This is a genomic window from Sphingosinicella xenopeptidilytica, from assembly GCF_042676985.1.
Taxonomy (GTDB): Bacteria; Pseudomonadota; Alphaproteobacteria; order Sphingomonadales; family Sphingomonadaceae; genus Sphingosinicella; species Sphingosinicella xenopeptidilytica.
The window spans coordinates 169314-196248 of sequence record NZ_JBHTIK010000012.1; the positions used below are offsets into that span (position 1 = coordinate 169314).

The following is a 26935-nucleotide window of genomic DNA, read 5'->3' on the forward strand; positions in this document are numbered from 1 at the left end:
CGGTCCCCGCCGTTTTGTCGGCATGAATGCCGCAGTTCTGAGGCTGCCATGGTCCTGTTTGACCGGCAATACCTTGACCTGCGTCAAATAACCGGAGACGTCCCGCAAGATGACGAACGCCGCAAAGCGCCTGGGCAAGAACCGATCGGCCTTCGCCGTGCTCGGCTTTCTCGCGGGCGGGCCGCGTTCGGGCTACGACATCAAGAAGGCGATCGGGCGCAGCACCAGCTATTTCTGGAACGAGAGCTTCGGCCAGATCTACCCGATCCTGCAGAAGCTGGAGGCCGAGGGACTGGTGGCCTGCGTGGGCGCGGAAGGTCGTGGACGGCGGCAGAGTCGCAAGTACGCGATCACCGAAACCGGCCAAGAAGCCTTGAAGGACTGGCTCGCAGCGCCTGTTTCAAGTGCGGGCATCCGCAACGAATATCTGCTGAAGCTGTTCTTCGGCCGCCATGTCGCGCCCGATGTGAGCATCGCGCACCTTGCGGATTACCGGCGTCAGCTTGCCCGGGAACTCGCCACTTTCGAGGCGTTCCGCGCGGGCTACGACGATGCGATCCGCGCCGGGCGCACCGGCAGAACGCTGATCTACCTGCTTGCGCCGCTCGATTTCGGCATTCGCGGCGCCCGCACGCAGATCGCATGGTGCGACGACACGATCCGCGCGCTGGAGGCTTTGGAAAGCTGAGGCGGCGGCTCAGCGCACCATGCGGCGCAGTGTTTCGATGCGGTCGGCTTCGGCGGCGGGCTTATCGGTGCGTATGCGGCTGATGCGGGGGAACCGCATGGCGAGGCCGGACTTGTGTCGCTTCGAGGCGTGGATCGAATCGAAGGCGACCTCCAGAACCAGTGTCTTCTCCACCTCGCGCACGGGTCCGAAGCGTGCGACGGTGTTGTTGCGCACGAAGCGGTCGAGCATGATCAGCTCCTCGTCGGTGAAGCCTGAATAGGCCTTGCCGACCGGCAGCAACTCGCCGTCCTCGGTCCAGCAGCCGAACGTGTAGTCGGAATAATAGCTCGATCGCTTTCCGTGCCCCCGCTGCGCGTACATCATCACGCAGTCCGCGACGAGCGGATCGCGCTTCCACTTGTACCAGAGCCCGACGCGGCGACCGGAGACATAGGGGCTATCCCGCCGCTTCAGCATCAGGCCTTCGATCGCGGCATCGCGTGCGCCGAGGCGCAGCTCTTCGAGCGCAGCGAAATCGGGGACGTCGACGAGCGGCGACAGATCGAAACGGTCGCGGTCCAGCCGCGACATGAAGGTTTCCAGCCGGATACGCCGCTGCGTCCACGGCTGCGGGCGCTGGTCTTCGGCGCCGTCGAAGAGGATGTCATAGAGCCGGACGAAGGCGGGGAAGTCCCTCAGCATTGCGGGTGAGACGGTCTTGCGGCCGAGCCGTTGCTGCAGTGCGTTGAAGCTCGCGGCATCGCCGCCCTGAACGTCTCCGCGCACGAGCAGTTCGCCGTCAAGCACCCCCGGTGTCCGGTAGCTTTCCGCGACATCGGGGAAGCTTCGCGTGATGTCGTCGCCCGCACGGCTGTAGAGCCGCGTTTCGCCGCCGACGTGCACGAGCTGCACGCGGATACCGTCCCACTTCCATTCGGCGGCATAGTCCGAGAGGTCGACGTCCCGGTCTTCGAGCGGGTGGGCGAGCATGAACGGACGGAACACCGGCGCGTCTTCGGGCGCGGGGCGCGGGCCGTTGCCGTCCGCCCAGGCGAACAGAGCGGTGTAGGGCGGCGAGACGGCGTGCCAGACCTCCTCCACATCATCGGCATCGAGCGCGAAGGCTTCGGCAAATGCGGTCTTGGCCAGCCGCGCCGAGACGCCGACGCGCATCCCGCCGGTCGCGAGTTTGAGCAGCGCGAAGCGCGCGTTGGCGTCGAGACGATCGAGCAGCCGCGTCATCACCGCGGGCGCCTGCGCGCGTGTCAGAAGCTGCAGTTCGTTCACCACCTCGGAAAGCCGCGGCGGCGCAGCGTCCGGCATGTCCGCGCCCGGCCAGATCAGCGCCACGGTTTCCGCGAGATCGCCGACATAGTCGTAGCTGAGCCCGAAGAGCACCGGGTCGACACGCTCGGAGACCAGCGCGCGGATGATGCTGGGCTGCACGGCAGGGAGCGAGAGATCGCCCGTAAGCGCGGCGAGTGCCCAGCCGCGATCCGGGTCCGGTGCCGCCTTGAGGTAAGCGCCGATCAGATCGAGCTTGGCGTTTCGCGAACGCGTGTAGATGAGGCTGTCGAGCAGCTGCGAGAACGCCTGCATCAGTCGTCTTCGTCCTCGCGGCCGATGAGCGCGAGTTCGCGCGCGGGGATCTGCTGCTCGCGGCACCAGTGAACGAGCGCATCCTCCCGGCCGTGCGTTACCCAGACCTCGCGCGGCGCGATCTCGCGGATCGTTGTGGTCAGCTCGTCCCAATCGGCATGGTCGGAAATCACGAGCGGCATCTCGACGCCCCGCTGCCGCGCGCGCTGACGCACGCGCATCCACCCGCTCGCCATGGCCGTGATGGGATCGGGCAGCCGCCGCGACCAGCGGTCGTTCAGCGCCGAGGGCGGTGCAAGAACGATCTCGCCCGCAAGCGCAGCGGGCTTCAAGCCGGAAATGGGAAGAAGCTCGCCGAGCGTGACGCCGAGTTCCCGATAGAGGTCGCACAGGCGCTGGAGAGCACCGTGGATGAACAGCGGGCGATCGTGGCCGTGGCGCCTCAGCTCCGCAATCACGCGCTGCGCCTTGCCGAGCGCATAGGCGCCGATCAGGACCGCCCGGTCCGGTTGCGCCTGTTGCGCCGCGAGCAGCCTGGCGATCTCGCCGCCGATCGGGGGGTGTCGGAACACGGGCAGCGCGAAGGTCGCCTCGGTAACGAACACGTCGCAGGGTACGGGCTCGAAGGGCACGCATGTGGGATCGGGGCGGCGCTTGTAGTCGCCGGAGACAACCACACGTTCCCCGCGGCGCTCCAGCACCGCCTGCGCCGATCCCAGCACGTGTCCAGCGGGCACAAGCCGCAGGTCGACGTCGCCGATGCGAATGACTTCACCGTAGCCGAGTCCTTGGCCCGATTGGGGTCCATAGCGGCATTCCATGATCGCGAGCGTCTCGCGTGTCGCGAGCACGGCGCGGTGGCCGCCGCGCGCATGATCCGAATGGCCGTGGGTGATGATCGCCCGGTCGACGGGGGTGGCGGGATCGATCCATGCGTCCGCCGAGGGCAGATAAATGCCTGTCGGGTGGGCTTCGATCCATGAAAAGCGGATTGCCATACCCGCTATATGGGTGAAGGCGCCGGAAAGTTCCTTTGCGCCTCAGAGCTTGTGGATGCCGCCCGGTTCCTCGCCATGCAGGCTCATCAGCGAATCCATGAGGTCGCCCTCGGCGGCCGAGCAGACGCCGATGGTAAGCGCCTCTTCGCAGCCTTCGCCGACGACGTAGGCATGGCCCATGCTCGAATCGAGGTAGATCGATTCGCCGGCCTCGATCACGATCGGGTCGTAATACTCGGTGTGGACGACCATGCGGCCTTCGATGACGTAGACGAACTCCTCGCCGGGGTGCCGCACCAACTCGCCGAACTCCTTCACGGATTTGGCCCGGATACGCGTCACCAGCGGGATCATCCGCTTCCGCCGGAGCTCGGTGCACAGGTAGAAGTAGTCGTAGTTGTTCGTCTTCACGCGGATCGCGCGGTCCTGGCTGCCGATGCTGCGCCGCCCGGTGACGGCGGCGGCCTCCTGCGGGTCTTCCTCGGCAAACAGCTCCGACATGCGGATGTTGAGGCGCTGACTGAGCTGCAGGAGCTTGTCGTAGGTCAGCGTCAGGCGGTCGTGTTCGACCTTGGAGAGCGTGGAGACGGGGATGCCGCTCCGCTCGCTCATTTCCTTCAGCGTCCAGTCGTTGCGGGTGCGCAGGCCGCGCAGCAGCGTGCCGAGGGTCGGTTTATCCGGTTTCATGCCGGCACTCCCGCGCTGCGCGACGGTTTCTCTCGCATCATGCCGTTTGACAATTCTCTAAATAGGATCATTATTGCCTGCATGGGACAAAACAACGTGTTCGCGCGCACGGTATCTCGTCCGCGTTGAACACGCAATCCAACATGCTGCTCTGCGGCAACATGAGTTCTGGAGGGGGAATATGCGAGGTTCACTGAAATCTCTGTTTGCAGGAGCGGTCGCCCTGATCGCCCAGCCCGCGCTGGCGCAGCCCGCGCCTGCGCCCGTACCCGTCAATCCCTTGCCGGTGACGGCTTCGGCGCCCGCCGTGCCGATCCCGGTGCCGAGCGCGCCGGCGCTTACCAAGGCCGATGTCGATGCATGGCTCGATGGCTACATGCCTTATGCGCTGGCACGCGGTGCCGTCGCGGGTGCTGTCGTCGTCGTCGTGAAGGACGGCCAGGTCCTCACGCAGCGCGGCTATGGCTATTCGGATGTCGCGAAGCGCACGCCGGTCGACCCGGAAAAGACGATGTTCCGTCCGGGTTCGGTGTCGAAGCTGTTCACGTGGACGGCGGTGATGCAGCTCGTCCAGGAGGGCAAGCTCGACCTCGACGCCGACGTCAACACCTACCTCGATTTCAAGATCCCGGCCTATGAAGGCAAGCCGGTGACGCTGCGCAACATCATGACGCATACGGCCGGCTTCGAAGAGGCGGTGCGTGGGTTGATCTCTGCCAAAGAGAAAGGCGCGCCTCTCGGCGAAACGCTGAAGCGGTGGACGCCGCACCGCATCTTCGCACCGGGCACGACGCCCGCCTATTCCAACTATGCCACCGCGCTCGCCGGGTACATCGTGGAGCGAACGTCGGGTATGTCGTTCGATGACTACATCGACCAGAACATCTTCGGCCGGATCGGCATGGAGCATTCCAGCTTCCGCCAGCCGCTTCCGGAAAAGCTGAAGCCGCTGATGTCGAAAGGCTATGCGACCGCCTCTGGCGATCCGAAGCCGTACGAAGTTATTGATGCTGCACCGGCCGGTAGCCTCGCTTCGACCGGCGCGGACATGGGCAAGTTCATGATCGCGCACCTCGCGAACGGCGGACCGCTGCTTTCGCCCGAAACCGCGAAGCTGATGCACACCACGACGCTCACCATCCTGCCGCCGCTCAACCGCATGGCGCTCGGCTTCTACGAACAGCAGATCAATGGGCAGATGGCGATCGGCCACGGCGGCGATACGCAGTGGTTCCATTCCGATCTGATGCTGTTCCCGAAAGAGAACGTGGGCATCTACATTTCGATGAACAGCTCAGGCAAGGAGGGGGTGACGAGCCCAATCCGCAGCACGCTGTTCGAAGGTTTCGCCGATCGGTATTTCCCGATGGAGCGCACGATCAAGGCTGGCGTCGATGAAAAGACCGCGGCCGAGCATGCCAAGATGCTGGCGGGCACATACATCAGCTCGCGCCGGCCGGAATCGAGCTTCATGAAGGCGCTCGACCTTGCGGGTGGCATGAAGATCGGCGTCGACGACAAGGGCAATCTCGTCCTGCCGTTCAAGAACATCGGCGGCGAGGATTCGAAGTGGGTGGAAACCGCGCCCTTCGTCTGGGAAGAGGTCGGTGGCCACGGACGCCTTGCCGCAAAACTCGTGGACGGCAAGGTCGATTGGGTCAGCATCGATGCCATCTCGGCGATCATGATGCTGCAGCGCCCGGTGTGGTATGCCTCGCCCGGCTGGTTGACACCCGGCGTGCTCGCGGGTCTCGCGATCCTCGGCCTCACCGCGCTGTCGTGGCCGATCGGCGCCATTGTGCGCCGCCGTTACGGCGCAAAGCTGGCCCTTGCCGGCAAGGAGCTGAAGGCATTCCGTCTCGTTCGCGGTTTCGCCGCGGTGGTGACGCTGGTGCTCATCGGCTGGGCGGCAACGATCGCCTCGATGATGTCGGACTTCAGTCTGCTTGGCGGTGCTATGGACTGGGCGGTCTATCTGCTGCAGATCGTCGGCACGATTGGCTTCATCGGCATGGTCGCCGTCGCGGCATGGAACCTGCTCCTCGTCTGGACGGGTCGTCGCGGCTGGTTCTCTAAGCTGTGGAGCATTCTTGTCCTTATCGCCGCGGTCGTGATCCTGTGGGCCGCGTTCGCCTTCCATCTCATCAGCTTTGGAGTTCAGTTCTAATGTCGGTTGCCGGAAGCCTTTCTCTTGAAGTTGCTGTCGAATCCCTGCCCCTGGCGAAGCCGTTCAGGATCTCGGGGCACGTCTTCACCCACTCCGATCTGGTCGTCGTCACGCTTTCCGACGGCGTCCATTCGGGACGGGGAGAGGCTTCCGGCGTCTACTATCTCAATGATAACGTGCCTGAGATGCTGCAGGCCATCGAAGCCGTCCGTCCGGAGATCGAACGCGGCATCGACCGCGCCGGTCTCCAGACGCTGATGCCCGCAGGCGGCGCGCGCAATGCGCTCGACTGCGCGCTCTGGGAGCTCGAAGCCAAGCAGACGGGCCGCAGCGTGTGGGATATCGCGGGGTTCGAAACCTCGCGCCCGCTGCTCACCACCATGACGCTTGGCGCGGATACGCCCGAAGTCATGGCGGAGGGGGCCACGGTTGGATACGCGCAGGCCCGCGCCCTGAAACTGAAGCTCACCGGCGACCTTGAAGACGATATCGCCCGTGTTCGCGCCGTGCGTGCGGCGCGGCCCGATTGCTGGATCGGCGTCGATGCCAATCAGGGCTTCGGCATTGCCGATCTCCCGGCGCTCGTCGAGGTGCTTGTCGAGGCTGACGTGAAGCTGCTCGAGCAGCCCCTTCGCCGCGGCGCTGAGGCCGATCTCGACGGTTTCTCGTGCCTGATCCCGATTGCCGCGGATGAAAGCGTGTTGACGCTTGCCGACGTCCCCAGCCTCGTCGGCCGCTTCAACGTCGTCAACATCAAGCTCGACAAGTGCGGCGGGCTTACGGAAGGTCTGGCGATGGCGCGTAAGGCCCGCGAACTCGGGCTCGGCGTCATGGTCGGCAACATGGTGAGCACCAGCCTTGCGATGGCGCCCGCCTACGTCGTCGGCCAGCTTTGCGATGTCGTCGATCTCGATGGGCCGATCTTCCTTGCGAAAGATCGCGAGCCGGGGGTCGTTTACGAGGACGGATACGTGCGCTGCCCGGACAGTGTCTGGGGCCGGGACGCCTGAACGCAGCCGATTGGAGGGGGAAGATCATGAAGTCTGTTCTTTGCGGGCTGCTGCTTGCAACCGCGACGGCTCCGGCGCTGGCCGCGGCCGATAGCCCTGCAACCTACATTCAGGCGGGTCGCCTGCTCGCCGACCCCGGCACCGGCCGGGTCGAGACGGCGAAAACCATTGTCGTCAAGGATGGGCGTATTGCCGAAATCCGCGACGGCTATGTGGGCGAGGGCAAAGTCGTCGATCTGCGCGACGCGTTCGTGATGCCGGGCTTTATCGACAGTCACGTCCACATCACCGGCGAGTCCGGGCCGAACGAGCGCAACGACGCGCTCGCGAAATCGGCGACGGATGCGGCCTTCGACGGTGTCGTCTACGCCGGGCGCACGCTGCGCGCCGGGTTCACGACCGTGATCGATCTCGGCGGCGAGCCGCAGGCCATCTACGGGCTTCGCAATGCCATCGCTGCGGGCAAGGTCGAGGGACCCCGCATTCTTGCGGCAGGCGGCGTCGCCGCGCATGGCGGCCACGGCGATATTCACGGCTACCGTCAGGAGATCCTCGATCTCTATCGCTCGCCGACGTTGTGCTCGGGTGCGGACGACTGCGCGCGCGCGGTGCGTCAGGCCGTGCAGAGCGGCGCCGATGTCATCAAGACGGCTTCTACGGGCGGCGTCATGTCCAACACCGCCGCTGGCCTTGGCCAACAGATGAGCGACGCGGAACTCACCTCGCTGGTGGAAACCGCACACCGGCTCGGCCGCAAGGTGGCGGCGCACGCGCATGGTACGGACGGCGTCAATGCGGCGCTCCGTGCGGGGGTCGATTCGGTCGAGCACGGCACCTACCTCGATGCTGAATCGATCAAGCTCTTCAAGGCGAAGGGCAGCTATCTCGTGCCGACGCTGCTCGCCGGCGACACGGTGAAGAAGCGCGCCGAGACGGCGGAATGGATGCCCGCGCCGGTGCGCGCCAAGGCGCGTCAGGTCGGGCCGCTGATGATCGATGCGCTGCGCCGCGCGCACAAGGCGGGCGTGAAGATCGCGTTCGGCACCGATTCCGGCGTCTCCGCCCACGGCGACAACGCGCAGGAGTTCGCGCTGATGGTGGAAGCGGGTCTCACCCCGCTCGAAGCGATCCGCGCGGCGACGGTCTCGGCGGCGGACCATGCCGGTCTCACCAGCGAGATCGGCACGCTCGCGCCCGGCAAGGCGGCGGATATCGTCGCCGTGAAAGGCGATCCGCTCACCAACATTCGGGCGCTGGAAACCACGGCGTTTGTTATGAAGGGCGGGGCGGTCGCCAAGCCTGTTCAGTGACGGCCGTGTGATCCCTGATTGACAATTTTCTGATCAGGACTAATAATCCTGATCAGGATAAATACTCAGGCAGGGAGAGAGGCGATGGCTACATTGCCCGGGGTTTCGCGGCGTCAGCTGATCGGCGGCGCGGTTGCAGCAGCCACTGTGACCGGGTTTCCCATGATCAACTCGGGCATGTTCCGCGCCCACGCCGCGGCGACGAAGGCCTATTCGAAGCGCGCTGTGGACCTCGTCAAGCAATCGCTCGTCATCGATATGCTTGCGCCGCTCAAGATCGATTTCCGCTCCGAATATTATGCCAACCCGCTCAGCGAGAAGGATGCCGCCGATTTCCGCGCGAGCGGGATCACCGGCTTCCACAATGCCGTCGGCACGGGCGGTCCGGATGCCTATGCCGAAACGCTGGGCTGGATCGCTGCGTGGCAGGGTTTCGCGGGCCGCAATGCGCACGTGTTCTCGCTCGTCGGCAAGGCCGAGGATCTTGATCGCGCCAAGCGTGAAGGCAAGTGCGCCGTCATCATGGGCGTCCAGAATTCCGAGCACTTCCGCAAGGTGGAAGATGTGAAGGCTTTCTACGAGATCGGCCAGCGCTGCTCGCAGCTCACGTACAACAGCCAGAACCTGCTCGGCTCGGGCAGCACGGAGCGCGTCGACGGCGGCGTCACCGATTTCGGCGCCGCGATCATCGAGGCGATGAACAAGGTTGGAATGCTTGTTGATGTGTCGCATTGCGGCGACCGCACGACGCTCGACGCCATCGCCATTTCACCCAAGCCGATCGCGATCACGCACAGCAATTGCCGTGCGCTTGTCAATCACCCGCGCGTCAAGACCGACGAGGCGATCAAGGCGCTCGGCGCGAAGGGTGGCGTGATGGGCATCACCGGTGTGCGCATGTTCGTGAGCGAAAAGGAACCGACGACGATCGCGAACATGGTCGATCACATCGATCACGTCGTGAAGCTGATCGGCGTCGATCACGTCGGCGTCGGTTCGGATGCGGATCTCAACGGCTACGACGACATGCCCGCCGATCAGTATGCGATGCTGAAGGCCGGCTACAAATCGAGCTACGCGTTCCGCGACAAGATCGACACGGACGGTTTCGATCATCCGATGAAGACCTACGATCTCGCCGAGGAACTCATCCGCCGCAAATATTCGAACGAGAACATCACCGCCATCCTGGGGGGGAACTTCCGGCGGTTGTTGGGAGCGACCTGGGCATAAAGCTCAGGCGATAAATCAGGGAAAGGGACTGGGACAATGACAACACATATGCGCGGCATACTTACCGCCACGACAGCCATGGGGCTTGTCTTTTCGGCATCATTCGCGTCGGCTCAGGAGGCCGATGCCGAAGCCGGTGAAATCATTGTGACCGCGCAGAAGCGCACCGAGAATCTGCAGGATGTGCCGATCTCGATCAGCGTTGTTTCGGGCGAAAAACTGCAACAATCGGGCGCTGTGCAACTCGTTGATTTTGGCGCGTACACACCCGGTCTGCAAGTCGATAGCTCCGGCACTCCCGGCCAGTCGACGATCTCGCTGCGCGGTGTGGCTCCGGTCGGCCCGAGCCAGACAGTTGGTACCTATCTCGACGATGCACCCGTGGGATCGAGCAGCCTCTATGCGCGAAGCGCTGTGTTCGCGCTCGACCTGCTACCCTATGATATCCAGCGCCTTGAAGTCCTGCGTGGTCCGCAGGGAACGCTTTACGGTGCAAGCTCGATCGGTGGTCTTCTGAAGTACGTGACGATCACGCCGAGCCTTGACGGTTTCTCCGGCAAAGTTGGCGGAGAGGTATTCACAATCGATCATGCGAATGATGTCGGTTACGCTGTGCAGGGTATGGTCAATGCTGCAATCGTTCCCGGTAAGCTCGGCATCAGCGCCAGCTACGCCTATCGCGATACGCCGGGTTACGTGGATAACATCCAGACCGGCAAGAAAGACCAGAACAGCTATTGGCAGGAAGGCGCGCGTGTCAGCCTGTTGTGGCAGCCGGACGAAGCGCTTTCCGTCCGCCTTTCAGGCATGTGGCAGACGATCGACGCGGACGGCAATGCGAACGTTCGCGAGGATCTCGTAACCGGCGAGCGTCTCGGTGACGGCATGTCGAACTGGAACTATCTTGATGAAAAGTTCCGCAAGAAGGTCCAGTATTACGCCTCGACAATCGACTATGATTTCGATTTTGCAACGTTGACATCGGCAACAACATACAGCCGCATGAAGACCCTGCAGATTCAGGATGCGAGCCGCCTCTACGGCACGTTGTTCCCGCTTTTCGGTCTCCCTGAGCCTGGGCTTGCGCCTTTTACGCTGCGCCTGAATCTCAAGAAATGGACGCAGGAAGTTCGTCTGACCTCGCCGAGCAGCGGCAATTTCGAATGGATGGTTGGTGGCTTCTACACATACGAGAACAGCGACAACAAGCAGCTCGTCAATTCCTATTTCATGGATGGCACTTCGATCCCAGGCCTTGATCCGCTTGCGATCGCCGAGCTGCCGAGCAAGTACCGCGAATATGCAGTGTTCGGTAACGTCACATACCGGTTCAGCGACTCCTTCGACATTACCGGCGGTCTTCGTTGGGCGAAGAACAAACAGAAGTTCCGGCAGATCAGCGAAGGCGCAATCATACCGACTGCCAATGATCCTGGCCGTTCCTCGGAAAGCGTGCTCACCTACAGCATCAGTCCGCAGTTCCATGTGAACGACGACACGATGATCTATGGCCGCGTGGCAAGCGGCTACCGTCCCGGCGGGCCAAACATCACATTCCCGGGTGTCGAGCCAACCGTCGGGTCGGACTCGCTCGTCAACTACGAGGTAGGGCTTAAATCGATCCTGTTCGATCGTGCGGTGACGCTGGACCTCGCAGCCTTTTACATGGACTGGAAGGATATCCAGCTCTCGGTTGACTTCGATGGTGTAAGCGGGCTCGCGAACGCAGGTAGTGCACGTAGCCAGGGTCTTGAGGCGTCGCTTCAGTGGCGTCCCGCCCCTGGTCTCACGCTCGGTGCGACCGGTGCCTATACGGATGCGAAGCTCACGTCTGATACACCGCCGTCGGTTGGCGGCTTCGATGGCGACCGCCTTCCCCGCATCCCGAAGTGGAGCGGGTCGCTGACCGTCGACTACAGCTTCGACATCGACGATACAGCGTCGTTGCGGATTGGTGGCGGCCTGCGCCATACTGGCAGGCGCTTGTCGGCGGTGGCGAGCGATCCCAATGCTATCTGGGCGAAGCGCTATACGGCGATCGATCTCAACGCTGCCCTAACGCTTGATGAGAGCATCACGATCCGCGCCTATGCGCGCAACGTTACCGACAAGCAGGCTGCGATCACGCGTGACATTCTCACGGATGGTCTCGGTAGCGCCTACGTCATCGGTCTAACCCCGCTGCAGCCCCGAACCGTCGGTGTTGCACTCGATCTTTCATTCTAGCCAAGAGAACAGACTGGTCCCCATGCACATGTCGTCTTTCCCCGGTAATGCCCAGCTTCGGCTTCCGACCCCGTATTTGCTGTTTCTCGGGGACACTGTAGAGAGTGGTTACGCGAAGACGGCGTTTGGTCTTCGCGACTGGGCGGGCGACAAGTGCGTGGGGGAGTACCGGCTTGCAGCGGGAACAGTGACGGCGGGTCTGGCTGAACTGACGCCTGCGGAAGGCTATGCGCGGGGTGCGCGGTCGATGGTGATCGGCGTTGCGCCCGGCGGCGGTGGCATTGCGCCGTCGTGGGTGCCCGCGCTCGTGGAAGCGCTCGAGGCGGGCCTTGATCTCATCAGTGGTATGCACGTCCGGCTCGGGGATGTCCCCGAGCTTGCCGAGGCGGCGGCGAAGCACGGCCGGCGCCTGATCGACGTGCGCGTTCCGCCGGCGGGTCTGCCGGTGGGCACCGGCCGCAAGCGGACGGGCAAGCGCCTGCTGACGGTGGGAACGGATTGCGCGCTCGGCAAGAAATACACGGCTCTGTCACTGGCAAACGCGTTCGCGGAACGCGGCGTGGACGCCGATTTCCGCGCCACCGGGCAAACCGGCATCATGATCGCGGGCGGCGGCATCCCGATGGACGCGGTGGTTTCGGACTTCGAGGCAGGCGCCGCTGAAGTGCTGAGCCCGGACGCAGCACCCGATCATTGGGACGTGATCGAAGGGCAGGGCTCGCTGTTCCACCCGGCCTATGCAGCGGTTTCGCTCGGCCTTCTGCACGGCAGCCAGCCCGACGTGATCGTGGTGTGCCACCAGCCGGGGCGCGCGGAGATCATCGGTGCGCCGGGCTACGCGATCCCGAGCCTTGAAGAGACGATCGAGCTCAACCTGCTGCTGGGGCGGCGTACCAATCCGGCGATCCGCTGCGCGGGCATCGCATTCAACACCAGCGGCATGGATGCCGCCGAGGCCGACGCGCTTATGGAAGCCGAAAGCAAGCGCCTCGGCCTTCCTGTCGCGGACCCAATCCGCGGCGGCGCGGCTTTTCAGAAACTCGTCGATAACTGCATAGGATAGACTGCGTGGGGGAGGGGACAACGTCGAGCTGGTTCCAGAGATTTCTGTTGCCGGGTTTCGCATTCAAGGCCGTGGTGATCGGGGGCGGTTACGCCACCGGGCGTGAACTCGCCGAATTCTTCATGCCGAGCGGGCCGTGGGGCGGGCTTGCCGCAATGCTGCTCGCGACGGTGCTCTGGAGCATTATCGCCGCCACCACCTTTGCCTTCGCGCGGAAGGTCGGGGCGCTCGACTATCGCACTTTCTTCGCGCGCCTTCTCGGGCCGGGCTGGATCGTGTTCGAGATCGCCTACGTGCTGTTCGTGATCCTGATCCTGTCGGTGTTCGGCGCGGCTGCGGGCGCGATCGGCGCGGCGATGTTCGGCCTGCCGCCGATCGTCGGCACGCTGATCCTCGCCGGGTCGATCGCGGGCTTCGCGGCGTTCGGCAACAGCTCGGTCGAAGAGCTGTTCAAGTATGTCTCGTTTCTTCTCTACGGCGTCTACGCGCTGTTCCTCGTCCTCGCGCTCGGCACCTTCGGCGACAAGATCGCGGCCAATTTCGCGATCCCCGCGTCCAGCGACGGGTGGATGCTCGGCGGCATTACTTATGCCTCCTACAACATCGTCGGCGCGGTGGTGATCCTGCCGGTGCTGCGCCATCTTCACAGCCAGCGCGATGCCGTCGTCTCGGGGTTGATCGCCGGGCCGCTCGCGATGGCGCCCGCGATCCTGTTCTTCGTGTGCATGATCGCCTTCTATCCCGGCATCCAGCACGAAGAGCTGCCGTCCGATTTCATGCTTCGGCACCTCGAAATGCCGCTCTTCCACCTGCTGTTCCAGTTCATGATCTTCACTGCGCTTCTCGAAAGCGGCACGGGTTCGGTTCATGCGATCAACGAACGGATTGCGGGTGTGTGGCGCGCGCGGCGGGGAACGGATCTCGGCACGCGCCCTCGCGCGCTCATCGCCACGGTGCTGCTGATCGGCTGCATCTTCGTTGCCGATCACTTCGGTCTCGTTGCGCTCATTGCGAACGGCTACCGCATCCTTGCCTTCGTCTTTCTCGCCCTGTTCGTGGTCCCGCTCATGACGATCGGCCTCTACCGGGTCGTCAAGGGCGGATCGCCGGCCGATGTGAGCGCGTGAGACCGGGCTGAAACCCATCGCGATCGCCGAGGGCGATAACCCGTCGCTGTCCCAGGGCCTCGGGATTCGAAACTCGGCGAGCGTGTGCCGGTCGATCCGGGACGATGTTATCGGACCCGATCGACCGGCAAGCCGTTCGCGGTGAAAAGGAGATTTGAAATGAAGCGTATCCTTGCCGTCCTCCTCGCCGCCGCGGTGCCGGCGCACGCCGAAACGCTGCACCAGCGTACGCTGACGCTCGATACGCACCTCGATACGCCGATGCACTTCGCGCGCCAGGAGTGGAGCTTCGGCGACAAGCACAGCTACGACACCGATCTCGTTCAGGTGGACATGGGCCGCATGGACGAAGGCGATCTCGATGGCGGCTTCTTCGTGATTTACACCGAACAGGGTCCGGTGACGGCGGAAGGCTTCGCGAAGGCAAAGGCGTTTGCGCTCGGCCGCGCCGATCTCATTCGCACGACGCTGGCGAAGTTCCCGGATCGCATCGCGCTCATCTCGACCGCCGCCGACGCGAAACGGATGGATGCCGCAGGCAAACGCTTCGGCTGGCTCAGCATCGAGAATTCCTACCCGCTCGGCGAAGACCTTTCGCTGCTGAAGACGTTCTACGATCTCGGCGTGCGTCTGGCAGGGCCGGTGCACGGCAAGAACAACCAGTTCGCCGATTCCGCGACCGATACGCCGCAGTGGAACGGCCTCAGCCCGCTCGGGCGGCAGTGGGTTGCCGAGATGAACCGTCTCGGCATCGTGATCGATGGCAGCCATTCGTCGGATGCCGCGTTCGATCAGATGCTGGCGCTGTCGAAGACACCGCTCATTCTGTCGCATTCGGGTTCGAAGACGATCTCGGACCAGCCCCGCAATCTCGATGACGCGCGCATTCGCAAGCTCGCCGAGGCGGGCGGCGTGATCTGCGTCACCACCGTATTTCTCGCCCCGATGAACTTCACGCCGGAACGCAACGCGCTCTTCGCGCAGCTCGAACACATCGGCACGATGACGCCGGAGGAACAGGCGAAGCTGACGCGTGAAACGCGCGCGCTCGATGCGGTGATGCCGCTTCAGAACACCGACTTCGAAGCTTTCATGAAAAGCCTGCTCCACATCATCAAGATGGCGGGCGTCGACCACGTCGGCATCGGCGCGGACTGGGATGGCGGCGGCGGCGTGAAAGGCCTCGAGGATATCGGCGGCCTTCCCAAGGTCACCGAGCGCCTGCGCGCCGAAGGTTTCTCGGACGCCGACATCGAGAAGATCTGGAGCGGCAACGTACTCCGCGTCCTGCGCCTCGCCGAGGAAAACGCCGCGCGGCGCTGATCCGCTTTTTCTGTTATCAGCAGGCGATGCCGAACATGTCGCCGCCTCGCCGTCGCTTCGCCCCCGCAACTGCGCGCAACCGCGATCCGATTCTGGACGTTCTGGGGCCGCTGCTGCCCGAATCGGGGCTGGTGCTCGAAGTCGCGAGCGGAACCGGCGAGCACGTCGTGCACTTCGCGCAGGCGCGGCCCGGTCTCGTCTGGCAGCCGAGCGATCCGTCGCAGGAGGCGCGCGAATCGATCGCCGCATGGGCTGAGGCCGAGGGCTTGCCGAACGTGCGCGCGCCGCTCGCGCTCGACGCGGCGGCGGAAGACTGGCCCGTGGACAATTTCGATGCCGCGGTCTGCATCAACATGCTGCACATCAGCCCGTGGGCGGCCACGCAGGGGCTGATGAAGGGTGCAGGCAAGCGCCTCACCCCCGGCGGGCTCCTCTACATCTACGGGCCGTTCCGCCGCGCTGATACGCCGACCGCGCTCAGCAACGAAGCCTTCGATGCCGATCTGAAAGGCCGCGACGCACGCTGGGGCCTCAGAATGCTGGAGGATGTACGGGCCGAGGCCGAAGCAAACGGCCTCGGCTTTGAAGGGTTTGTAGAGATGCCCGCGAACAACCTGTCGCTCATCTTCCGCAGGCGCTGACCACAAAAAAGAGCGGCGCAGGTTGCCCCGCGCCGCTCCTTTTTCGTCACGAAGCCTGATGTCAGGCGTTCGCTTCGCCTTCGGCCTCAACCTCGGCCTCGGCGGCGAACTCGCCCGGCTCGAGGTTCGGGTCGCGCTCTTCGGTGAAGCCGCTCACGTCCTTTTCGAACATGTCGGCCAGCACGTCGACGCCCTGCGCCTGCAGATCGGCCTCGTCGTTCGAGCGGGCGACGTTCGCCTCGATCTCGATGCTGACTTCCGGGTGCAGCGCCACGCGGACCTTGTGAATGCCGAGCGCCTTGATCGGCGTATTCAGCACCACCTGGTTCTTGTGGACGGCGATGCCGTTTGCTTCGGTCAGCGCCTCGGCGATGTCGCGCGCGGCGACGGAGCCGTAGAGGTGACCGGCGTCCGAAGCGGCGCGAATCAGCACGATCTTCGCGCCATTCAGCTTCTTCGAGTCCGTCTCGGCGCCCGAGCGCTTCTCGGCGTTTTCCTTCTCGATGCGCTCGCGGTTCGCTTCGAACTTCGCCTTGTTGGCGTCGTTGGCGCGAAGCGCCTTGCCGCGCGGCAGCAGGAAGTTGCGGGCGTAGCCGGGCTTAACCGAAACCACGTCGCCGATGCTGCCGAGGTTCTCGACGCGCTCAAGCAGGATGATGTCCATAGCCATGGGTCTTATCCTTCCTTAGCGAACGAGGAACGGCAGCAGGCCGAGGTGGCGGGCGCGCTTGATCGCCTTGGCCAGCTCACGCTGCTTCTTGGCCGAAACCGCGGTGATGCGGCTCGGCACGATCTTGCCGCGTTCGGAGACGAAGCCCTGCAGCAGGCGCACGTCCTTGTAATCGATCTTCGGCGCATCGGCCCGGCTGAACGGGCAGGTCTTGCGACGACGGAAAAACGGGCGTGCCATCGTTATTCTCCTTCACGCTCGCGGCGCGGGCCGCGGTCACGATCGCCACCGCGATCTCCACGGTCGCCGCGATCCCCACGATCACCGCGCGGTCCACGCGAGTCGCGGTCGCCGCGATCGCTCTTGCGCATCATCGCCGAAGGCTCTTTTTCAAGCTCGTCGACGCGGATCGTCTGGTAGCGGATCACATCTTCGTTGATCGCGATGTTGCGCTCCAGCTCGTGCACCGCCGGGGCCGGGGCCTCGATGTTGAGCAGCACGTAGTGCGCCTTGCGATTCTTCTTGATGCGGTAGGCGAGGCTCTTCAGGCCCCAATATTCGGTCTTTGCAACCTTGCCTGCACCGTCCTCGATGATCTTCGTGAACGTTTCGGCAAGGCTATCCACCTGCGCGGTGGACAGGTCCTGGCGCGCCAGGAAAACATGCTCGTAAGAGGGCATGGTCCTATCTTCTCCTCAAATACCGATCGCTGACGACGGGCAATCCGCCGCCCCTCCGGCTGGCTACGGGATACAAAAACAAGCGGCGGGAAGCTTGGCTCCCCGCCGCTGGTGACGGCCCTATGGCGCAAAAGCGCCGGAAAGGCAAGTGCAGCTTAGGCCGCGTTCGTCGATGCGTAGAGCGCCCACAGCGCCGCAACGCCGTTGAAGCCGCTTGCCTCAGGCACGCTCTTGAACGTCGCCGATGCGGCCGAGCGGTTGCCCGCACGCAGCTGGCTGATGCCGCCCAGCACCTTCGCCTGATCGCCGGTGGCGCCGCCCGCCTTCGCGGCCGCGCCGTAAAGCGAGGAAGCCTTGGCATAATCGCCCGCGCCGAACGCAATGTTGGCGGCCTGCAATTGGCCCCCGGCGTCCTTCGGCAGTTTCGAAGCGCCCGCAGCCGCAGCCGCAGCCCGCTTGGAGGCGGCCTCGAGCAGCTTGACGTTCATCGTGTCGGTCGAAGCGACGGCGCCCGACTTCATGCCGGCTTCGAGCACGCGCTTGGCGACGGCGGGCTGGTTCGCGACGATCGCGAGCTTCGCATATTCCTGATAATCTTCAGGTTTCGTGATGTTGCCCGTCTGCTCCATCAGCTCGAAGAGCGCGAGCTTTGCTTCGCGGGGCATCTGCCCGTTCTTCATGTCGACGAGGAGCGCACGCCAGCGCGCCGGCGACGGATCGATCTTGATGAGCCGCTCGGTCGTGGCGAGGTAGCCCTTCTTGTCGTCCATCTTGTACTGGGCGTTGGCGAGGCTCTGCAGCCAGCCTTCACGAGCACCGTTCTGCTTGATGAGGTTCTGGTAGACGTCGGCAGCGCCCTTGAAGTTGCCCTGACGGAAATACGACTGGGCGACGATCGTCTGGCCCTGCACGCCGCCGGTCTTCTTGCCGAGCGCGACGGCCTTGTCGAGCTGGCCGGCGCGGTAATAGAGCGGCGCGAGCTGCGAGGCGGGTGCCCCGATGCTTTCGAGCTCCTGCGCGGCGGCACCCCAGCGACCAGCCTTGGTGTGCACGAAGGCGGCCATTTCGGCGACCTTGCGGCGTTCGGTCGCAGTGCTCGCAGCGCTACGGGCGGCATTCACGCGCGCCGTTGCGGCGGCGAGGTTACCGGCTTTCGCGAGGTTCGAGGCTTCCTGCAGCGGTTTGCCGACACCCGGCGAGAGCGCCTGTGCCACGGCCGGGGCCGAAAGGGCTGCGGGAACCGCGAGCGCCAGCGCGGCAGCCATCGTCAAGCGGGAAACAAACGTCATCGTAATCCTTCCACTCCCAGTTTCGGGTCCAGCGTGCCGAATCAAGGCACATTAACGCCTGAAGAGGGTCCTCCGCTTCAAGCCTTTGACCATGCTTTATTACACGGCAATGATGGCCTGCATCTGAACGGGCCATTCATCACGGCGAATGAAAACCGCGCGAACCTTACCGATTCGGAGCCGAATCGCAACATTCCTCTGTCGCTTGCGCGTGCGCACGGACATCACTAAGCGCCTGCCGCAGGCATCGTAACCAACGAAGAAGGGGCGGCCCCTATGGCACGCGCATTCATTTTTCCGGGGCAGGGCAGCCAGTCGGTCGGCATGGGGCAGGCGCTCAGCCTTGCGAGCGCGGCCGCGCGCGAGGTGTTTCAGGAGGTCGACGACGCACTCGGGCAGAACCTCTCGAAGCTGATGTTCGAAGGCCCGGAGGCCGACCTCACGCTCACCGAGAACGCCCAGCCCGCGATCATGGCGAACGCCATTGCGGCGCTCCGCGTGCTCGAAAAGGAAGGCGGACTGCTGCTTGCAGACAAGGCCGCCTACGTGGCGGGTCACAGCCTCGGCGAGTACACGGCGCTGTGCGCGGCCGGCAGTCTTGGGCTTGCCGAGACAGCGCGGCTCCTGAAGCTGCGTGGTCAGGCGATGCAGGCGGCCGTGCCGGTGGGCGAGGGCGCGATGGCCGCGCTGCTCGGCCTCGATTTCGAAGCCGCCGTGAAGGCCGCCGCGGAAGGTGCTCAGGGTGAAGTCTGCCAGGCCGCGAACGACAACGCGCCGGGGCAGGTCGTCATTTCGGGCCACAAGGCCGCCGTCGAGCGCGCCATCGAGATCGCCAAGGGACTCGGCGCGAAGCGCGGCATGTTGCTGCCGGTATCTGCGCCCTTCCATTGTTCGCTGATGGCACCCGCCGCCGAAAAGATGGCGGAAGCGCTGGCAGGCGCAAACATCGCGGCGCCCTTCGTGCCCGTCGTCGCCAACGTCACCGCTGCGCCCGTCACCGATCCCGCTGAAATTCGCCGGCTTCTGGTGGAGCAGGTCACCGGCACGGTGCGCTGGCGCGAAAGCGTCCTTGCGATGGCAGACCTCGGCGTCGACGGCTTCGTCGAGTTCGGCGGCAAGGTGCTCGGCCCGATGATCAAGCGCATCGCGCCCGATGCGGCAACGCTCAGCCTCGTTTCGATGGACGACATCGAAGCGGCGGCGAAGACACTCTAGGGGAGGCAAGACATGTTCGATCTCACCGGCATGAAGGCGCTCGTCACGGGCGCGAGCGGCGGTATCGGTTCGGCGATCGCGAAGGCGCTTGGCGAGCAGGGCGCGACGGTCGCGCTGTCCGGCACCCGCGAGGAGGCCCTGAAGGCGGTCGCGGCCGAAATCGGCGGCACCACGCACATCCTGCCCTGCAACCTTTCGGACAGCGCCGCGGTCGACGCGCTCGTCGGGCAGGCGGTCGAGGCGATGGGCGGCATCGACATCCTCGTCAATAACGCAGGCGTCACCCGCGACAATCTCGCCATGCGCATGAAGGACGAGGAGTGGACGGACGTGATCCGCATCAACCTCGAGGCCGCCTTCCGCCTCTCGCGCGCCGCGCTCAAGCCCATGATGAAGGCGCGTTTCGGGCGCATCATTTCGATCACGTCGGTCGTCGGCGCCACCGGCAATCCGGGCCAGATGAACTACGCCGCCTCGAAGGCGGGCCTCGTCGGCATGTCGAAGGCGCTCGCGCAGGAAGTCGCCAGCCGCAACATCACCGTGAACTGTGTCGCGCCGGGCTTCATCCTCTCGGCGATGACGGATGCGCTGCCAGATGCCCAGAAAGAGGCGCTCACGGGCCGGATTCCGGCCGGTCGCCTCGGCGAAGGCAGCGACGTGGCGGGTGCGGTCGTCTATCTCGCCAGCCGTGAAGCCGGCTATGTTACCGGCCAGACACTTCATGTGAATGGCGGAATGGCGATGATCTGAGCTACACGGGGACTTGCAAGGCCACGGCCACCCGGCTACTGCCAAATCAAACGTAATCCTGTTCTTCTGAGGGGACCATTATATGAGCGATGTCGCAGAACGCGTGAAGAAGATCGTCGTCGAACACCTCGGCGTCGAGCCGGACAAGGTGACCGAGGACGCGAGCTTCATCGACGATCTCGGCGCGGACAGCCTCGACACGGTCGAGCTGGTGATGGCGTTCGAGGAAGAGTTCGGCGTCGAGATCCCTGACGATGCGGCCGAGAAGATCCTCACCGTGAAGGACGCCATCGGCTACATCGAGGAAAACAGCGCCGCCTGACACGGGGACGCTTGCCGGACCGAACGGCACGGAATCGCGAGCGGCTCCCCGGAAAAGCCGGAGGGCCGCTCGCTTGTTATCAGGACACGGGAGAACCGAATGCGCCGCGTCGTCGTCACCGGACTGGGTCTTGTCACACCGCTTGGCGGGGACGTTGAATCCAGCTGGCGCAATATCCTTGCCTCGAAGTCGGGCGCTGCGCGCATCACCCGGTTCGACCCGTCGGATCAGGCCTGCACCATCGCGTGCGAAGTGAAGATGGACGGCCGCGAGGATGGCTGGGATGTCTCGAAGCGTGTCGATCACAAGGTCCAGCGCCAGGTCGACCTGTTCATCCAGTTCGGCATCGATGCCGCCGGCCAGGCAATCGAGGACGCGGGCCTCGCAAACCTCACCGACGAGCAGAAGCTGCGTGCGGGCTGCTCGATCGGCTCGGGCATCGGCGGTCTGCCGGGCATCGAATCCGAATCGATCGTGCTCCATGAAAAGGGCCCGCGCCGCGTCAGCCCGCACTTCGTGCACGGCCGCCTCATCAACCTCGTGTCGGGCCAGGTCTCGATCAAGTACGGCCTGATGGGCCCGAACCACGCCGTCGTCACCGCCTGCTCCACGGGCGCGCACTCGATCGGCGATGCCGCGCGCATGATCGCGCTCGATGATGCAGACATCATGCTGGCGGGTGGCGCCGAAAGCGCGATCTGCCCGCTCGGCATCGCCGGTTTCGCACAGGCCCGCGCGCTCTCCACGGCGTTCAACGACCAGCCGGAACGCGCCAGCCGCCCCTACGACAAGGACCGCGACGGCTTCGTGATGGGCGAAGGCGCGGGCGTCGTCGTGCTCGAAGAGTATGAACATGCGAAGAAGCGCGGCGCGAAGATTTATGGCGAGGTCGTCGGCTACGGTCTCACCGGCGACGCCTACCACGTCACCGCGCCGCATCCCGAAGGCTTCGGCGGTTTCCGTTCGATGCAGATGGCGCTGAAGAAGGCGGGCATGAACCCCGCCGACATCGACTACATCAACGCCCACGGCACCTCGACACCGCTCGGCGACGAGATCGAACTCGGCGCCGTCCGCCGTCTGTTCGGCAGTGCGATGGATACGGTGTCGATGTCGTCGACGAAGAGCGCGATCGGGCACCTTCTGGGCGGCGCCGGCGCGGTCGAAACGATCTTCTGCCTGCTCGCCATCCGCGACCAGATCGCCCCGCCGACGATCAACCTCGAAAACCCGAGCGATGGCTGCGCGGGTGTCGACCTCGTCCCGCTCGTCGCGCGTGAGCGCAAGATCAAGGCCGCGCTCAACAACAGCTTCGGTTTCGGCGGCACCAACGCCTCGCTGATCGTCAAGGCACTCTGACTGTATGAAAAAGCTGCTGGTCGCCATCGTCATCGCGGCGCTGGCGGCGGCTGCCGTGCTTGCTTTCCAGTGGACCGCCAGCGGCCCGCTCGCGAAGGACGCGGACATCATCGTGCCGCGCGGCGCGTCGCTCGCCGCCACCGCCGTCCAGCTCGAAAAGGCAGGCGCGATCCGCTCGTCGGACGCGTTCCGGCTGATGGCGCGCGTGCTCGGCTCCGGCGCGCCTATCAAGGCGGGCGAGTTCCGCATCCCGGCTGGCAGCAGCGCGGCGGCGATCCTGCGCATCCTCCAGCATGGCGAACCGCTCCAGCGGCTGATCGTCGTGCCCGAAGGCCTGCCGTCGATCCTCGTCCATGAAAGACTGATGGCCGAAGATCTGCTCACCGGCGACGTGGAGGTTCCGGCGGAAGGCTCGGTGCTCCCGGGCGGCTACAGTTTCGAGCGTGGCGAGCCGCGCGCCGCCGTGCTGAAGCGGATGCAGGATGCGATGGCGAAGACGCTCGCCGAGCTCTGGCCCGCGCGCAAATCCTCGTCCGTCGTCAAGACGCCCGAGGAGGCCGTGAACCTTGCCGCCATCGTCGAGAAGGAAACCGCGAAGGCGGAGGAACGCCGCACGATCGCGGGCGTCTATTCGAACCGCATCCGCATCGGCATGATGCTGCAGGCAGATCCCACGGTGATCTACCCGATCACGAAGGGCAAGCCGCTCGGCCGTCGCATCCGCCAGTCGGAACTGCGCGCCGACAACGGCTACAATACCTATGCGAAGGCGGGGCTTCCAACGGGGCCGATCGCCAATCCGGGGCGCGCGTCGATCGAGGCCGTGCTCGATCCCGAAACCACCGACGCGCTCTATTTCGTGGCGGACGGCACCGGCGGTCACGTGTTCGCGCGCACGCTTGCCGAGCATAACGCCAATGTCGTGAAGTGGCGGGCGATCCGCCGGGAACGCGGCGAGCTATAGCCTTCGCACCGCCGTCACCGGCGCGTCGTACTGCGGCAACAGGCGACCCACCACGTCGTCGAGCGGCTCGATCACCGTGGACATGAAGAAGGCGTTGGCGTGGAGCAGCCGCGTCTCGTCGAACATGAAGCCGACATGGCCGGGGAAGAACACGAGGTCCCCGCGCCGATAGCGCCGATCCTCGACCTCTGACCCAAGCGCCGCCTGCATGTCGCTGTCGCGGGGGCAGCCGATGCCGCACGCATCGAGCGCGACCTGCACGAGGCCCGAGCAGTCGAGCCCGCCGCGCGTGCGCCCGCCCCACTTGTAGGGCGTGCCGAGGAACAGTTCGGCAATCGCCACCGGATCAGCGGCGCGGTCATCGATCGCGGCGATGTGGCGCCTGTGAACATAGCCCCCGGCGGCGGACACGAATTTCTCGTCATGCTCCACGGCGCGGGTCAGCGCCCCCATCGGCAGCGCGCCGATCACGGTGGATTTGATGTCGGGCTTCGCGAAAACGAGCGCGGTCGGCGCAGCAATCCGGTGCGTCGGCGCCTCGGTGCCTTCGGCAAGCAGCGCGGCATCGACATAGCCGACATAATGGTCGTGAACGCTGTAGCCCCATGCGACGCCGCCCGACACGTCGAGCACGTCGAACGCCTCCCCCGAAAGCAGCTCGCTCACTGCGACGGCATCCAATTCCGACGCCTTGCGGATGGGCGCTTGCGGCGCGGTCAGCCGATGGCGAACGGGCGCTGCGAAGCGCGGCACATCGACAACACCCTCCAGCGCAGCATCGGCGAGATCGTCCCGCCACGCATGGATGCGTGGGTCGGGGTTAGAGGTAGGCGCGATCCTCGCGTTCGGTGCTGCGGTTGGCATGGCCCTGCGTCGTCTCGATCATTCCTGCGAAGGTCTCGAGGAATTCGTGGCCCTGCGCTGTCCGCTCGACGAAGATGTTGCGCAGGTCACTCTCGTCCTTCTGGCGGCGGATATAGCCGAAGGCGCCGAGCGTGTTGAGTGCCCGCGTGATTACGGGTTTCGAAACCCGGAGCTTGGCCGCAAGGCCGCGTACCGTATGCGGTCCCTGTGTCAGGTAGACGAGCAGCAGCAGCGCCATCTGCCGGTTGGTAAGATCCGGACGGTTCGATTGCACATAGGCAATGACCGTCTGCATCCAGGGGCTGAGGAGCGCATCAATCCGGTCGTCTAGGCCTGAGAGGGTCATGGCTGTTTCACCCGTTATGTCGTTTCGGGTCACCATATTTTAACGGGAGTTAATGATGTGTTGATAATTTGGGTTAACCCGTTGAAGCGTTCATTCGGCGCGATGATTGCCGTAACGTTTCTCAATATACGCCCAAAACGCCCGTAGACCCAGCGCTTCCCCGCCTTTCGGGCGGCCCGGTTTCGCCGTCGGCATCCACGCGAACGTATCAAGGTGCGCCCACGGCGTTTTCGGATCGACGAATTTTTCGAGGTAGAGCGCTGCGGTGATCGCCCCGGCGAACGCGCCCGAAGCGCTGTTGTTGATGTCCGCCACGTCGGACTTCAGCATTTCCGCATAGGGTTTCCACAGCGGCATCCGCCACAGCGGGTCGCCGCTCGCCCCGGCGCCTTCGAGCAGCCCCTCGGCAAGCGCCTCGTCGTTGGCGAAGAGCGCGGGGAGATCGGGGCCGAGCGCCACGCGCGCTGCGCCGGTCAATGTCGCGAAGTCGAGGATCATCTCCGGGCTGTCCTCGCCCGCGAGTGCGAGTGCGTCGCACAGCACGAGCCGCCCCTCGGCATCGGTGTTGCCGATCTCGACGGAGAGGCCCTTGCGCGTCTTGATGATGTCGCCTGGCCGGAACGCGCCGCCGTCTATGGCGTTCTCGACCGCCGGAATGAGGAGGCGCAGCCGCACGCGCAGCTTCGCGCCCATCACCAGCCCTGCGAGCGCAAGCGCGTGCGCCGCGCCGCCCATGTCCTTCTTCATCAGCAGCATGTTGCCCGCGCTCTTGATGTCGAGCCCGCCCGAATCGAAGCACACGCCCTTGCCGATGAGCGTCAGCTTCGGGTCGCCCTTGCGGCCCCAGCTCATGTCGATCAGCCGGGGTTCACGGCCCGCGCCGGCGGCGCGGCCAACCGCGTGGATCGTCGGGAAGTTCGCCGTCAGCAGATCGTCGCCGGTGGTGACCTTCACCTCGGCGCCGTGGTGGCGCGCGACATCGCGCACGGCCGCCTCCAGCGCCTCGGGCCCCATGTCCTCGGCAGGCGTGTTGACGAGATCGCGGATCAGAACCTGCGCGTCCGCAAGCCGCGCGAGCGCTGCGATGTCGACCGATTTCGGGACCAGCAGCGTCCGCGGCTCGAGGGGCTTGGGTTCGGAAAGGTAGCGCGTGAACGTATAGTGCGCGAGCATCCAGCCGAGCGTAGCCGCGCCCCCTTCGCGGCCCGCCGCGAGCCTGTAACGCCCGGCGGGCAGGGCTTTCACGGCACCGGCAAGGTCCCACGGCCCGAGCGTGGCTGGAGCGCCGAAGGCGGCGCTCCAGCTTTCCGCCTCGCTCCCCGGAAGGATCACCCGCGTACCGGCCGCGCCCTTGAACTGCGCGGCTTCCACTGCGGCGCGCGCACGTGCCGGCAGCGCGTCCCGCCACGCTTCGAAGCCGGCGGGATCGACAAGCGCGATCTCACGGGCGTCCTGTCCCGTGTCATGTTCGATAAGGCTGGCAGATTCCATCGTGTTCGCGCTTTTCCGTTCCTGCTCTTCGCTTGCCGCGAAGCGGCAGACCGCCTAAACGGTCGGCCAAATTTCAACTCCGTACCTGCGCCTGAAGGAACACAATGGCCACCAATCCGCAAGCCGCCCAGTTGCCGCCGCTCTACAACGCGCTCGCGCCGCTCTCCTCGACGGTGCATCAGGCGCTCGGGCTGAAGTCCCGTACGGGTGCGCCCTTCGCGCGCGGGCTGCACGCGATCCCGATCACGGTCGACGAGTTCCACCTCGTGCAGCGCCACTACCCGATCGTCTTCGCGGCGGGCCAGACGCCCGTGCCGCTCGCGCTCACCTCGCTCAGCGAAGGCCAGAACCTGTTCGTCGACGAAGCGGGCAACTGGCGCGCCGGCACCTATGTGCCTGCCTATGTGCGCCGCTATCCGTTCCTCCTCGCGCGGATCAATCCGCAGTCCGAGGAACTGACGCTCTGCTTCGACGAGACCTCCGAGGATCTCGGCGCCGACGAAGGCGATCCGCTGTTCAAGGATGGCGAGGCGACCGATGTCGTGAAGAACGTCCTCGAATTCTGCGAGCAGTTCGAAAACTCGATGCGCAAGACGCAGGCGTTCGTGCAGGAGCTCGAAAAGGGCGAATTCCTGATGGACGGCGAGGTTTCCATCCAGATGGATGGCATGGCGCAGCCCGCGATCTACCGCGGCTTCAAGATGATCTCGCAGGACAAGATCCGTGACCTGCGCGGCGATCAGGCGCGCAAGCTCATCCAGAACGGCATGTTGCCGCTGATATACGCGCACCTCTTCTCGCTGTCCTACGTCACCGACCTGTTCTCGCAGGGCGCGGCGAAAAACGCGGCGGAAAAAACGGAAGCCTGATCGCTTTCCCGCGCTGTCTTGCACCGCAGGGGATTCGCCCTAGACTCCCCGTACGTGCAGGG

Annotated in this window: 26 protein-coding genes; 16 read left to right on the top strand and 10 right to left on the bottom strand. The window is 64.8% G+C overall.

Going from position 1 to position 26935, the window contains the following annotated elements:
- The first annotated feature begins 109 nt into the window (after positions 1–109).
- Positions 110–688, top strand: a complete 579-nt coding sequence (locus ACFQ00_RS16380) for a PadR family transcriptional regulator (RefSeq protein WP_381493245.1) — start codon at positions 110–112, stop codon at positions 686–688.
- 9 nt (positions 689–697) lie between these two features.
- Here ACFQ00_RS16380 and ACFQ00_RS16385 read toward each other — a convergent pair whose 3' ends face one another.
- The 3 genes from ACFQ00_RS16385 to ACFQ00_RS16395 are packed head-to-tail and all read right to left on the bottom strand — an operon-like array spanning position 698 to position 3954.
- On the bottom strand, positions 698–2269 hold the full coding sequence (locus tag ACFQ00_RS16385; protein ID WP_381493248.1) for a cisplatin damage response ATP-dependent DNA ligase: 1572 nt from the start codon (positions 2267–2269) through the stop codon (positions 698–700).
- Entirely contained in the window at positions 2269–3267 is a 999-nt protein-coding gene (locus ACFQ00_RS16390; protein ID WP_381493250.1) for a ligase-associated DNA damage response exonuclease, read from the bottom strand. The genes ACFQ00_RS16385 and ACFQ00_RS16390 overlap by 1 nt, the downstream gene beginning before the upstream one ends.
- 42 nt (positions 3268–3309) lie before the next feature.
- Positions 3310–3954 (bottom strand): helix-turn-helix domain-containing protein, encoded by a 645-nt coding sequence (locus ACFQ00_RS16395; protein ID WP_381493254.1) that lies wholly within the window; start codon positions 3952–3954, stop codon positions 3310–3312.
- Between the two features lie 181 nt (positions 3955–4135).
- Between ACFQ00_RS16395 and ACFQ00_RS16400 the strand changes: the two genes are divergently transcribed.
- The 9 genes from ACFQ00_RS16400 to ACFQ00_RS16440 all read left to right on the top strand — a co-directional run bounded on the left by ACFQ00_RS16400 (position 4136) and on the right by ACFQ00_RS16440 (position 16054).
- A complete protein-coding gene (locus tag ACFQ00_RS16400; RefSeq protein WP_381493258.1) occupies positions 4136–6121 on the top strand; it encodes a serine hydrolase domain-containing protein in 1986 nt (661 codons plus the stop codon).
- The gene (locus ACFQ00_RS16405; RefSeq protein WP_381493261.1) at positions 6121–7131 is read left to right on the top strand and encodes a dipeptide epimerase; all 1011 of its coding nucleotides are present in this window, start codon (positions 6121–6123) and stop codon (positions 7129–7131) included. Before ACFQ00_RS16400 ends, ACFQ00_RS16405 begins: the two co-directional genes overlap by 1 nt.
- Before the next feature lie 26 nt (positions 7132–7157).
- Entirely contained in the window at positions 7158–8441 is a 1284-nt protein-coding gene (locus ACFQ00_RS16410; RefSeq protein ID WP_381493264.1) for a metal-dependent hydrolase family protein, read from the top strand.
- Positions 8442–8525: 84 nt separating this feature from the next.
- Complete coding sequence (locus tag ACFQ00_RS16415) at positions 8526–9674, top strand: dipeptidase (protein WP_381493267.1); 1149 nt, start codon at positions 8526–8528, stop codon at positions 9672–9674.
- A gap of 36 nt (positions 9675–9710) precedes the next feature.
- Positions 9711–11900 carry a TonB-dependent receptor gene (locus ACFQ00_RS16420; protein WP_381493270.1) on the top strand — a complete coding sequence of 730 codons (2190 nt, stop codon included), beginning with the start codon at positions 9711–9713 and terminating at the stop codon, positions 11898–11900.
- 22 nt (positions 11901–11922) lie between these two features.
- Complete coding sequence (locus tag ACFQ00_RS16425) at positions 11923–12963, top strand: DUF1611 domain-containing protein (RefSeq protein ID WP_381493273.1); 1041 nt, start codon at positions 11923–11925, stop codon at positions 12961–12963.
- Between the two features lie 47 nt (positions 12964–13010).
- Positions 13011–14090, top strand: a complete 1080-nt coding sequence (locus tag ACFQ00_RS16430; protein ID WP_381493276.1) for a YkvI family membrane protein — start codon at positions 13011–13013, stop codon at positions 14088–14090.
- Between the two features lie 159 nt (positions 14091–14249).
- Entirely contained in the window at positions 14250–15413 is a 1164-nt protein-coding gene (locus ACFQ00_RS16435) for a dipeptidase (protein WP_381493279.1), read from the top strand.
- 35 nt (positions 15414–15448) lie between these two features.
- Complete coding sequence (locus tag ACFQ00_RS16440; RefSeq protein WP_381493282.1) at positions 15449–16054, top strand: DUF938 domain-containing protein; 606 nt, start codon at positions 15449–15451, stop codon at positions 16052–16054.
- Positions 16055–16115: 61 nt separating this feature from the next.
- Here ACFQ00_RS16440 and rplI read toward each other — a convergent pair whose 3' ends face one another.
- The 4 genes from rplI to ACFQ00_RS16460 form a co-directional block, all read right to left on the bottom strand.
- The gene (gene rplI, locus ACFQ00_RS16445) at positions 16116–16718 is read right to left on the bottom strand and encodes a 50S ribosomal protein L9 (RefSeq protein ID WP_381493427.1); all 603 of its coding nucleotides are present in this window, start codon (positions 16716–16718) and stop codon (positions 16116–16118) included.
- A gap of 21 nt (positions 16719–16739) precedes the next feature.
- On the bottom strand, positions 16740–16964 hold the full coding sequence (gene rpsR / locus ACFQ00_RS16450) for a 30S ribosomal protein S18 (protein WP_121050826.1): 225 nt from the start codon (positions 16962–16964) through the stop codon (positions 16740–16742).
- A 2-nt stretch (positions 16965–16966) separates the two neighbouring features.
- On the bottom strand, positions 16967–17404 hold the full coding sequence (rpsF, locus tag ACFQ00_RS16455; RefSeq protein WP_293780472.1) for a 30S ribosomal protein S6: 438 nt from the start codon (positions 17402–17404) through the stop codon (positions 16967–16969).
- Positions 17405–17559: 155 nt separating this feature from the next.
- Positions 17560–18693, bottom strand: a complete 1134-nt coding sequence (locus tag ACFQ00_RS16460) for a tetratricopeptide repeat protein (RefSeq protein WP_381493287.1) — start codon at positions 18691–18693, stop codon at positions 17560–17562.
- A gap of 276 nt (positions 18694–18969) precedes the next feature.
- Here ACFQ00_RS16460 and fabD point away from each other — a divergent pair, with 276 nt between their 5' ends.
- From fabD to mltG, 5 genes are all read left to right on the top strand, one after another.
- The gene (gene fabD, locus ACFQ00_RS16465) at positions 18970–19908 is read left to right on the top strand and encodes an ACP S-malonyltransferase (RefSeq protein ID WP_381493290.1); all 939 of its coding nucleotides are present in this window, start codon (positions 18970–18972) and stop codon (positions 19906–19908) included.
- Positions 19909–19920: 12 nt separating this feature from the next.
- Entirely contained in the window at positions 19921–20658 is a 738-nt protein-coding gene (gene fabG / locus ACFQ00_RS16470) for a 3-oxoacyl-[acyl-carrier-protein] reductase (RefSeq protein WP_381493293.1), read from the top strand.
- A gap of 82 nt (positions 20659–20740) precedes the next feature.
- The gene (locus ACFQ00_RS16475; RefSeq protein WP_121050812.1) at positions 20741–20980 is read left to right on the top strand and encodes an acyl carrier protein; all 240 of its coding nucleotides are present in this window, start codon (positions 20741–20743) and stop codon (positions 20978–20980) included.
- 99 nt (positions 20981–21079) lie between these two features.
- Positions 21080–22339 (top strand): beta-ketoacyl-ACP synthase II, encoded by a 1260-nt coding sequence (gene fabF / locus ACFQ00_RS16480; protein ID WP_381493297.1) that lies wholly within the window; start codon positions 21080–21082, stop codon positions 22337–22339.
- Between the two features lie 4 nt (positions 22340–22343).
- Positions 22344–23303 (top strand): endolytic transglycosylase MltG, encoded by a 960-nt coding sequence (gene mltG / locus ACFQ00_RS16485; RefSeq protein WP_381493300.1) that lies wholly within the window; start codon positions 22344–22346, stop codon positions 23301–23303.
- Here the strand turns inward: mltG and ACFQ00_RS16490 are convergent.
- The 3 genes from ACFQ00_RS16490 to ACFQ00_RS16500 all read right to left on the bottom strand — a co-directional run bounded on the left by ACFQ00_RS16490 (position 23298) and on the right by ACFQ00_RS16500 (position 26004).
- Positions 23298–24167, bottom strand: coding sequence for a C40 family peptidase (locus ACFQ00_RS16490; RefSeq protein WP_381493303.1), 870 nt, complete (start codon positions 24165–24167; stop codon positions 23298–23300). The two genes, mltG and ACFQ00_RS16490, sit on opposite strands and share 6 nt — an antisense overlap.
- On the bottom strand, positions 24124–24513 hold the full coding sequence (locus tag ACFQ00_RS16495) for a MarR family transcriptional regulator (protein WP_381493306.1): 390 nt from the start codon (positions 24511–24513) through the stop codon (positions 24124–24126). Before ACFQ00_RS16495 ends, ACFQ00_RS16490 begins: the two co-directional genes overlap by 44 nt.
- Positions 24514–24603: 90 nt before the next feature.
- Positions 24604–26004, bottom strand: coding sequence for a leucyl aminopeptidase family protein (locus ACFQ00_RS16500; protein WP_381493309.1), 1401 nt, complete (start codon positions 26002–26004; stop codon positions 24604–24606).
- Positions 26005–26108: 104 nt separating this feature from the next.
- Between ACFQ00_RS16500 and ACFQ00_RS16505 the strand changes: the two genes are divergently transcribed.
- Positions 26109–26873, top strand: coding sequence for a SapC family protein (locus tag ACFQ00_RS16505; protein WP_381493312.1), 765 nt, complete (start codon positions 26109–26111; stop codon positions 26871–26873).
- The last annotated feature ends 62 nt before the right edge of the window (positions 26874–26935 follow it).

Coding starts and splice junctions, on each gene's coding strand:
- ACFQ00_RS16380 (WP_381493245.1), top strand. CDS start 110: ATGACGAACGCCGCAAAGCGCCTGGGCAAGAACCGATCGGCCTTCGCC.
- ACFQ00_RS16390 (WP_381493250.1), bottom strand. CDS start 3,267: ATGGCAATCCGCTTTTCATGGATCGAAGCCCACCCGACAGGCATTTAT.
- ACFQ00_RS16425 (WP_381493273.1), top strand. CDS start 11,923: ATGCACATGTCGTCTTTCCCCGGTAATGCCCAGCTTCGGCTTCCGACC.
- ACFQ00_RS16475 (WP_121050812.1), top strand. CDS start 20,741: ATGAGCGATGTCGCAGAACGCGTGAAGAAGATCGTCGTCGAACACCTC.
- ACFQ00_RS16405 (WP_381493261.1), top strand. CDS start 6,121: ATGTCGGTTGCCGGAAGCCTTTCTCTTGAAGTTGCTGTCGAATCCCTG.
- ACFQ00_RS16505 (WP_381493312.1), top strand. CDS start 26,109: ATGGCCACCAATCCGCAAGCCGCCCAGTTGCCGCCGCTCTACAACGCG.
- ACFQ00_RS16385 (WP_381493248.1), bottom strand. CDS start 2,269: ATGCAGGCGTTCTCGCAGCTGCTCGACAGCCTCATCTACACGCGTTCG.
- ACFQ00_RS16435 (WP_381493279.1), top strand. CDS start 14,250: ATGAAGCGTATCCTTGCCGTCCTCCTCGCCGCCGCGGTGCCGGCGCAC.
- mltG (WP_381493300.1), top strand. CDS start 22,344: ATGAAAAAGCTGCTGGTCGCCATCGTCATCGCGGCGCTGGCGGCGGCT.
- fabG (WP_381493293.1), top strand. CDS start 19,921: ATGTTCGATCTCACCGGCATGAAGGCGCTCGTCACGGGCGCGAGCGGC.
- ACFQ00_RS16395 (WP_381493254.1), bottom strand. CDS start 3,954: ATGAAACCGGATAAACCGACCCTCGGCACGCTGCTGCGCGGCCTGCGC.
- fabD (WP_381493290.1), top strand. CDS start 18,970: ATGGCACGCGCATTCATTTTTCCGGGGCAGGGCAGCCAGTCGGTCGGC.
- rpsF (WP_293780472.1), bottom strand. CDS start 17,404: ATGCCCTCTTACGAGCATGTTTTCCTGGCGCGCCAGGACCTGTCCACC.
- ACFQ00_RS16500 (WP_381493309.1), bottom strand. CDS start 26,004: ATGGAATCTGCCAGCCTTATCGAACATGACACGGGACAGGACGCCCGT.
- rplI (WP_381493427.1), bottom strand. CDS start 16,718: ATGGACATCATCCTGCTTGAGCGCGTCGAGAACCTCGGCAGCATCGGC.
- ACFQ00_RS16415 (WP_381493267.1), top strand. CDS start 8,526: ATGGCTACATTGCCCGGGGTTTCGCGGCGTCAGCTGATCGGCGGCGCG.
- rpsR (WP_121050826.1), bottom strand. CDS start 16,964: ATGGCACGCCCGTTTTTCCGTCGTCGCAAGACCTGCCCGTTCAGCCGG.
- ACFQ00_RS16495 (WP_381493306.1), bottom strand. CDS start 24,513: ATGACCCTCTCAGGCCTAGACGACCGGATTGATGCGCTCCTCAGCCCC.
- ACFQ00_RS16410 (WP_381493264.1), top strand. CDS start 7,158: ATGAAGTCTGTTCTTTGCGGGCTGCTGCTTGCAACCGCGACGGCTCCG.
- ACFQ00_RS16440 (WP_381493282.1), top strand. CDS start 15,449: ATGTCGCCGCCTCGCCGTCGCTTCGCCCCCGCAACTGCGCGCAACCGC.
- ACFQ00_RS16490 (WP_381493303.1), bottom strand. CDS start 24,167: ATGCCAACCGCAGCACCGAACGCGAGGATCGCGCCTACCTCTAACCCC.
- ACFQ00_RS16420 (WP_381493270.1), top strand. CDS start 9,711: ATGACAACACATATGCGCGGCATACTTACCGCCACGACAGCCATGGGG.
- fabF (WP_381493297.1), top strand. CDS start 21,080: ATGCGCCGCGTCGTCGTCACCGGACTGGGTCTTGTCACACCGCTTGGC.
- ACFQ00_RS16460 (WP_381493287.1), bottom strand. CDS start 18,693: ATGACGTTTGTTTCCCGCTTGACGATGGCTGCCGCGCTGGCGCTCGCG.
- ACFQ00_RS16400 (WP_381493258.1), top strand. CDS start 4,136: ATGCGAGGTTCACTGAAATCTCTGTTTGCAGGAGCGGTCGCCCTGATC.